Source organism: Methanobacterium petrolearium, from assembly GCF_017873625.1.
Taxonomy (GTDB): Archaea; Methanobacteriota; Methanobacteria; order Methanobacteriales; family Methanobacteriaceae; genus Methanobacterium; species Methanobacterium petrolearium.
In genome coordinates this window covers 420301-427208 of the sequence record NZ_JAGGKL010000001.1, presented here as the reverse complement: position 1 = coordinate 427208, position 6908 = coordinate 420301, and the positions used below count along the sequence as shown (strand labels likewise).

6 protein-coding genes are annotated in these 6908 nt (G+C 39.3%); 3 read left to right on the top strand and 3 right to left on the bottom strand.

The window, feature by feature from the left end; genetic code table 11:
• Window positions 1-886: 886 nt before the first annotated feature.
• From twy1 to J2743_RS02035, 3 genes are all read left to right on the top strand, one after another.
• A complete protein-coding gene (twy1, locus tag J2743_RS02045; protein ID WP_209624860.1) occupies window positions 887-1801 on the top strand; it encodes a 4-demethylwyosine synthase TYW1 in 915 nt (304 codons plus the stop codon).
• Between the two features lie 240 nt (window positions 1802-2041).
• The gene (locus J2743_RS02040; RefSeq protein ID WP_209624858.1) at window positions 2042-2917 is read left to right on the top strand and encodes a DUF1002 domain-containing protein; all 876 of its coding nucleotides are present in this window, start codon (window positions 2042-2044) and stop codon (window positions 2915-2917) included.
• A 216-nt stretch (window positions 2918-3133) separates the two neighbouring features.
• Complete coding sequence (locus J2743_RS02035; protein WP_209624856.1) at window positions 3134-4219, top strand: hypothetical protein; 1086 nt, start codon at window positions 3134-3136, stop codon at window positions 4217-4219.
• Between the two features lie 61 nt (window positions 4220-4280).
• On the opposite strand, the gene sucC is transcribed toward J2743_RS02035, so the two are convergent.
• The 3 genes from sucC to J2743_RS02020 are packed head-to-tail and all read right to left on the bottom strand — an operon-like array spanning window position 4281 to window position 6833.
• On the bottom strand, window positions 4281-5387 hold the full coding sequence (sucC, locus tag J2743_RS02030; RefSeq protein WP_209624854.1) for an ADP-forming succinate--CoA ligase subunit beta: 1107 nt from the start codon (window positions 5385-5387) through the stop codon (window positions 4281-4283).
• 3 nt (window positions 5388-5390) lie between these two features.
• Window positions 5391-5948 carry a 2-oxoacid:ferredoxin oxidoreductase subunit gamma gene (locus J2743_RS02025; RefSeq protein ID WP_209624852.1) on the bottom strand — a complete coding sequence of 186 codons (558 nt, stop codon included), beginning with the start codon at window positions 5946-5948 and terminating at the stop codon, window positions 5391-5393.
• Window positions 5949-5951: 3 nt separating this feature from the next.
• The gene (locus J2743_RS02020; protein WP_209624850.1) at window positions 5952-6833 is read right to left on the bottom strand and encodes a 2-oxoacid:ferredoxin oxidoreductase subunit beta; all 882 of its coding nucleotides are present in this window, start codon (window positions 6831-6833) and stop codon (window positions 5952-5954) included.
• Window positions 6834-6908: the final 75 nt, after the last annotated feature.

Below are 6908 nucleotides of genomic sequence, written 5' to 3'. Positions count from 1 at the left end.
TCACTGCTAACTCCGACTTTCAGATCACTAGCAGAATTTTCATTGTTCACATTGTTATCTTGGTCACCAACTGCACCTGAAATAGGAACAGCCGCCAGAACCAAACATAACATACATAGTACTGCATAAGTAGAATTTCGCTTCACACGCTTAATTATACCGCCTCCGTGTCCCATAAAATTCGTTTCATAGGACCCTCTTGGACTACTTTATGATGGAACCTACTTAGCTTATAAAGGTTTCGAAATAATTTTCGAAAAAAGGACCAAAGAGGGCTTCTTTAAACAATTAAGACACACTGACAAGTTATTTATATTAACAATCTCGGATAAGCACCTTCCTTTATTATTTTTAATAAATCAGCTTAATTTAAAGCCTATTTCCCTAAAATAAGGATATCCAATTCAATAATATATTAGTGATTTACGCCCTTATAAGGCATAAAACGGAATTAATCTAACTTTAAATGATTAAAGACCACCAAATCAAGACTTTTTATAAAAAGAAGTTAATATGGATCTTAATCCCATTTAAGAGATTATAAAGCCTTTTTAGACAATAGAGGTCTGATTCTTTTCTATTAATAACATTAAGTCATTAAAACCATTATAATTAATAATTTTTTTTAATCAAAATATTTTGAGTTTGAAGAAATGGTAGGCGTGAAAAAATTCTATGTGGGATAAAATTCCAATTCCAAACATATTTAACAATCATTGAATTGACATCTACACTAAGTAATTGATCCTCAAAAATCCACTTTTTGCCATGTCATATAATAAATCATACACATCATAATTACTTATTATAAATGTCATGTTAATATGTTAAATTAGTTGGTAATTTATTGTAGACTAATGAAAATTCATACTAGGTGGAAGTAGACATGCCACTATCAGATCAAGCTTTAGAATCATTAGAAAAAAAAGGATATCGTTTTGTTGGGACAAAAAGGCATGCTGCTGCTAAAGTATGTCACTGGACCAAAAAAAGCCTTCTGGATGAGGGTGTTTGCTATAAAGAAAAGTTTTATGGTATCAAAAGCCATAGGTGTCTCCAGATGTCACCCAGCATCCCATTCTGCCATCATAAATGCCTGTTCTGTTGGAGAGATGTTTCCATTACCAACACTACTTGGGATGAAGAATTCGATGAACCCGGTGAAATAATCGATGAATGTATACAAGCCCAGCGAAAACTGCTGGTGGGTTATTTTGGCAATCCGCGTGCAAATCAAAAGAAACTGAAAGAAGCCCAGAACCCCACCAATGCGGCCATATCACTGGCCGGTGAACCTTTACTCTACCCTGCCATTGATGAATTACTGGAAGAGTACAAAAAAAGGCATTTCACCACTTTCCTGGTCAGTAATGGTGTGAGTCCTGAAAAATTAGCAAACATGAAGATGGAACCAACACAATTATATCTGTCCCTTGATGCTCCTAATCTTGAGATATATCAAAATATTTGTGATCCACAAATAAAAGATGGATGGGAAAAGTTAAATCAGTCCCTGGAACTTTTGTCCAGTTTCAAATGTAGGACTGTCATCAGGATAACTTGTGTATCTGGATATAATATGAACAACCCTGAAGATTATGCCAAGATCATCAGTGAGAGTAATCCTGATTTTGTGGAGATCAAAGCATACATGTACGTTGGAAGTTCTCGAGAACGATTAAAATTAGACAATATGCCAAAAAATGACGAAGTTTACCGATTTGCCCAATCAATTGCTGTTTTATGTGGGCGGAAGATCGTTGACCACTCCCCTGAGAGCAGGGTGGTTTTACTGGCCTGAATTAATTACCACTAATTTGCTATTACCATGAACTCTATTTAAGACAAAAACTCTGAAGAATTTTCACAACTTCATCATAATACTTCTTATAGGTATCATCTAAAAGTCAGAGAGTGTTATGGAACCTAATCACTTCTTTGAATCATTTTCCCATAAATTTAATTAGGTGTTACTCATAAAAACACTATTAATTAATTTAGAAATCTGTTCCCAACAATAAAATGCTAGAGAAGTGGTAAGATGAAAAGATTGTTACTGGCTTTAATAATAATGGTTGTTGTTTTAAGTCCCATATACAGTGCAAGTACAAATACGGATAATTCTGGTTTTGCAATCACCTACGGGGAGACAACATACAGTAATCCATCATATAAAAATACGGTGCTAAATTATTTTGAATCTCACACCAGTAGAAATGTGAATGAAGCTAATAGTAAAGTGGTTACCGCTGCAGAAGTTAATGAAATCTCCAAGGACATCACCGGCCGGACGTACCCGTCTAGCCAGATATTTTCATGTGCCATGGTAGACTTGAGCTACAGTCAGGGGATCAAAGTTGTTGTGGATAACAGCAAAATTACCGTAGTAACATCGAAAATGTACGCCACTGCCCTGAAATCAACTGGAATAGAAAATGGTTATGTAGTGGTAACTTCACCAGTTAGTGCTACCGGTGAATCAGCATTAACCGGTGTGTTAAAATCATATGAAATTGCTGTTGGTACTCCTATACCTGAAGAAGCCAAACAAGCAGCCACTGAATCATTATACACCGAAAGCCAGATAGCTGACCAAACCGGCCATGACCCTGATAAAATCGCAGAATTGTTTGATCAGGCACAACAGGAAGCAAAAAACCAGAATTTGCAGGACCCCGCCCAAATAAAGGCTATCGTGATTAACATTGCCGCCAACCTGAACATCAATTTGACAGATGCCCAGGCACAACAAATAGCTGATGCTATAGCTAACTCTCAAAAAGCTCAGGATAGTCTTACTGACTTCAAAAATCAACTTGAACTTGCAACACAACAGGCATCCCAATCCCAGGGAATAATCCAACAAATAATAAACTACTTACAGAGCTTTGTAGATTATATAATGAGTTTTATCTAATTTAAAAACACAAAATAAGTTTAATATAATACTATCCAAATTAAGAACATCCTTACAAATCATACCTACAACTGAATACTAAAAAAATATAAGACATGCCTCTGAATTATCAAGATCAGAAATTATTTCCAACCCACATAATATACAAGTGTAAACATTAAAAAAAATGACACCTGCGCAGGAGATCTATCCAAAACATAATACCATTGTGATAACATGTTAATTGCTCAAAATCATCTACAATTCATAATAGAAGTTGCCGCAATAATACAGATGGGTGTTATACTCCTTTTAAACATTATCCCATTTACCCTGAGCATGGTTTTGTTTTTATCCCTTATTCTAACCATGTTCTTGGCAGGACTTTTCAGTGTGGATACTGCCCTCCTCTTCCTGCCCTATGTTTCTCATCAGGAATTCACCCACCCATTTGGTCCGCTGGCAGTTTTTGCATGGACCACCCTTTCAGCATCAGCCAGTCTGTTAAGTGAAGTTGACATCAAATCAACATCTATCACTGCCATTTCGCTAATCCTCTTTGCTGTAATAGCCATTGCAGGAGGTTTGATGCACAGATCATTTTTGATACTATGGTTCCTAGGATGGTTCCTTGCCTACTTTATCACATCCAAAAGCTTCCGTAGAAGCGTGAAAATAACCCGAAAGAGGATATTTACGGCAGTTGGAGCAGTTATTGGTGGTTTCGCCGTTTTGGAATTATTAGCCAAACTTTTTAATGCTGAAGTTCTAAGTCCCATGCTCCGTTTGAGTCGATTAGAGGAATATGCTCTTCCCAGTATTAAAATGGTGATAAAAAACACGACTTTGTGGGGACACGTCCAGGGTTCATGTTATTGGGGGGCAAACTGCCTAGGTGGATCCGACGGATATATCACACTCCCCATGACACTTATAAGTAAACTTACACTACCTTTCCCACTATTTTTCGGAGTTTTAGTTGTTAAAAAAGATATAATTGATTACATGCTCCCTGGAATCTTTGGGATTGCCTTTGACTTCGGATATGGTGGTCTCTTAGCACTGCTTGGTTGGTGTGTCATTGTTATGTGCTGTGGATTTTATGTGCTCCGTAAGTACCGAAGCAAAAGGAGAGTGGGAAGCAGGGTTTATCTTGGAAGAGAAGCTCTTTTAATAGGTGCATTAACTGCTTTCATAGCTCAAACCATTGTCGGACTCTTCTTATTTAACAGAACAATAAACGGAGCTGCTATGGTAACCTACATGTTCTTATCGGCCATGGTAATAGCTCATGTGGTGGTTGTCAAAAAAAGTTTAAGATAGGATGTTGAAATTAATATTATAAACTGGGATGCACATGACAAAAGGATAATAAAAAAAGAGATTATTCCAAACTATTACATATTTCAACTGCTTTTTTAGCTGCGGCCCCCATGGAAGTTTCATAACTAATCCCTGCTGCTTTTAGGATGCGTTGCCCTTCTTGTTCATTGGTACCGGTAAGTCTGATGACCAGGGGTACCTCTCTTTCTGAACCTTTCAAAACAGTGATAACACCGTTTGCAACATCATCCGCCCTTGTAATACCTCCTAAAACGTTTAAAAACACTACTTTAACATTGGGGTTAGAAATAACCAGGTTCAATGCCCTGGCAATGTTGTCCTGTGAGGCTCCTCCCCCAATGTCCAGGAATGTTGCTGGTTTTCCACCGTATAATTTGAGCATGTCCATACCAGTAAGAGTTAAACCAGCACCGTTACCAATGACTGCTATGTTTCCATCCAGTTTCACATAAGCAAATTCATCACGAGGTTCTGTCTGTAGTTGTGCCAGATCCTGGTGACGGTATAAAGAATCATCATCAATATCCAGCTTAGCATCAGCAGCAACCAAACCATCACTGGTTAAAACCAGGGGGTTGATCTCGACAATGTTAGCATCATAATTCTGGAATATTTGATGGAGTTTCCAGATGATCCCACCCACCGATGATATCAACTTAGAGTTAACCCCCATTTTACGAGCTATTTCACGGGCCTGGTATGGTAAAAACTGATCCAGCGGATCTAAATGGTATTTAACAATTTTTTCAGGTGTTTGCCTGGCTACTTCTTCGATATCCACCCCACCAGCCATGCTAGCCATTATAAGGGGTTTTCGGGCGGATCGATCCACTGCCACGCTCATGTAAATCTCATCGTGAATATCCAGCATCGCCTCAACCATAACTTTTTGGACAGTTTCTCCACGGATTTGTGTTCCTAAAAGTTTTTCTGTTAGTTGATAGGCCATTTCAGGGTTTTGAGCAAATTTAATGCCTCCAGCTTTACCTCTTCCCCCAACAAGAACCTGAGATTTTATGACCACTGGTTTACCAATCTTAATAGCGGCTTTTTCTGCTTCTTCAGGAGTTTCAGCCACTATACTTTGGGGGGTGGATATTCCGGCATTGTGGAAGATCTCTTTAGCCTGATATTCATGGATCTTCATTAACTATGCCTCCTCACGGGAAAGTTCTATTCCTGCTTCGAATGCAGAAAGGTTTTTGTCCTCTGTTCCCGGAGGAACACTTGCTGCTATGGCTTTACGGGCAGCTTCTTCAGATATTATTCCAGTAAAGCCGGTTATGGCTCCGATCATTACTATGTTAGCCACGATCCGTAGTCCTACTTTTTCATCGGCAGTGCGGGTGGCAGGAGCATGATGAACTTGAATGTTATGTTCGGTTATAAAGGAACTGATCTCATCCTCCATCACCAAGTCCGGATCTATTATCAGGATCCCTCCTGGTTTAAGCCCTTTCAGGTAGGCAAGGAGGGCTTCGTGAGACATGGCCACGAATATGTCTGGATGTTGTACCTTAGGATAATCTATTTCCTCATCACTGATAACCACTTCAGTTCTGGATGCACCACCCCGTGCTTCCGGCCCATAAGATTGGGTTTGAACTGCCTGTAGACCATCATATAAAGCTGCGGCCTTGCCTATCACAATTCCCGCCAGTATAATCCCCTGACCTCCAAAACCAGCTATTCTAACTTCTTTTCGCATGTTTTAGTCCCCCCCATATGCTGATCTTGTTGATGATGGTTTTCCAGTTGTACATTGGGCTTCTAATAACTGGCAGACCTTTTCTGAGAATTCAGGTTCCTTTTTATTCTGGAATTCTCCCACTATGATCTTTCCTTCCAGTTCTTCTGCCGAAAGTTTGTCTGCTCTTCTTTTAACAATGCTCTCTTCCTTCATCCATTTCAACATTTCAATGGGTGATCGCATTTTGTTCTTACGACCAAAGTAGGTGGGACATTGAGACATTACCTCTATGAATGAGAATCCCTTATTTTTAAGGGCTTTTTTAATGGCGTTGGAAAGTTGTACTGGTTGTGCAGTTGTCCATCTGGCAACATAGGTTGCTCCTGCAGCTTTAACCATTTCAGAAAGTTTAAATGGTCTTTCAAGTGCCCCGTAGGGTGCTGTGGATCCATAACTCCCTTTAGGGCTGGTGGGACTGATCTGACCCCCAGTCATGCCGTAGATACTGTTGTTGATGCATATGACTGTGATGTTGATGTTACGTCTGGCACCGTGGATAAGGTGGTTTCCTCCTATGGCTGCTGCATCACCATCTCCAGTGAATACCACCACTTCATTTTCTGGATTGGCTAGTTTGATACCTGTGGCAAATGATATGGGGCGGCCGTGGGTGGTGTGAAGGGAGTCACATTTCACATATCCTGGTATTCGGGAGGAGCATCCTATCCCTGATACCATCACCACCTTTTCAAAATTCACCCCTGCCATTTCCATACCATTGAAGAATGTGTTCATTACAATACCATTACCGCATCCTGCGCAGAATATATGAGGAAGTCTATCCTTCCTTAAGTACTTCATAAAGCGATTTTCCCTGTTTTCGTCCATCTTCTCCATCTCCATGGGATGAAAATCAATAATATTTGTCTATTGATACTAAATCTCAGTTGATCTAAACAATACTTGGTTTATAGCTTA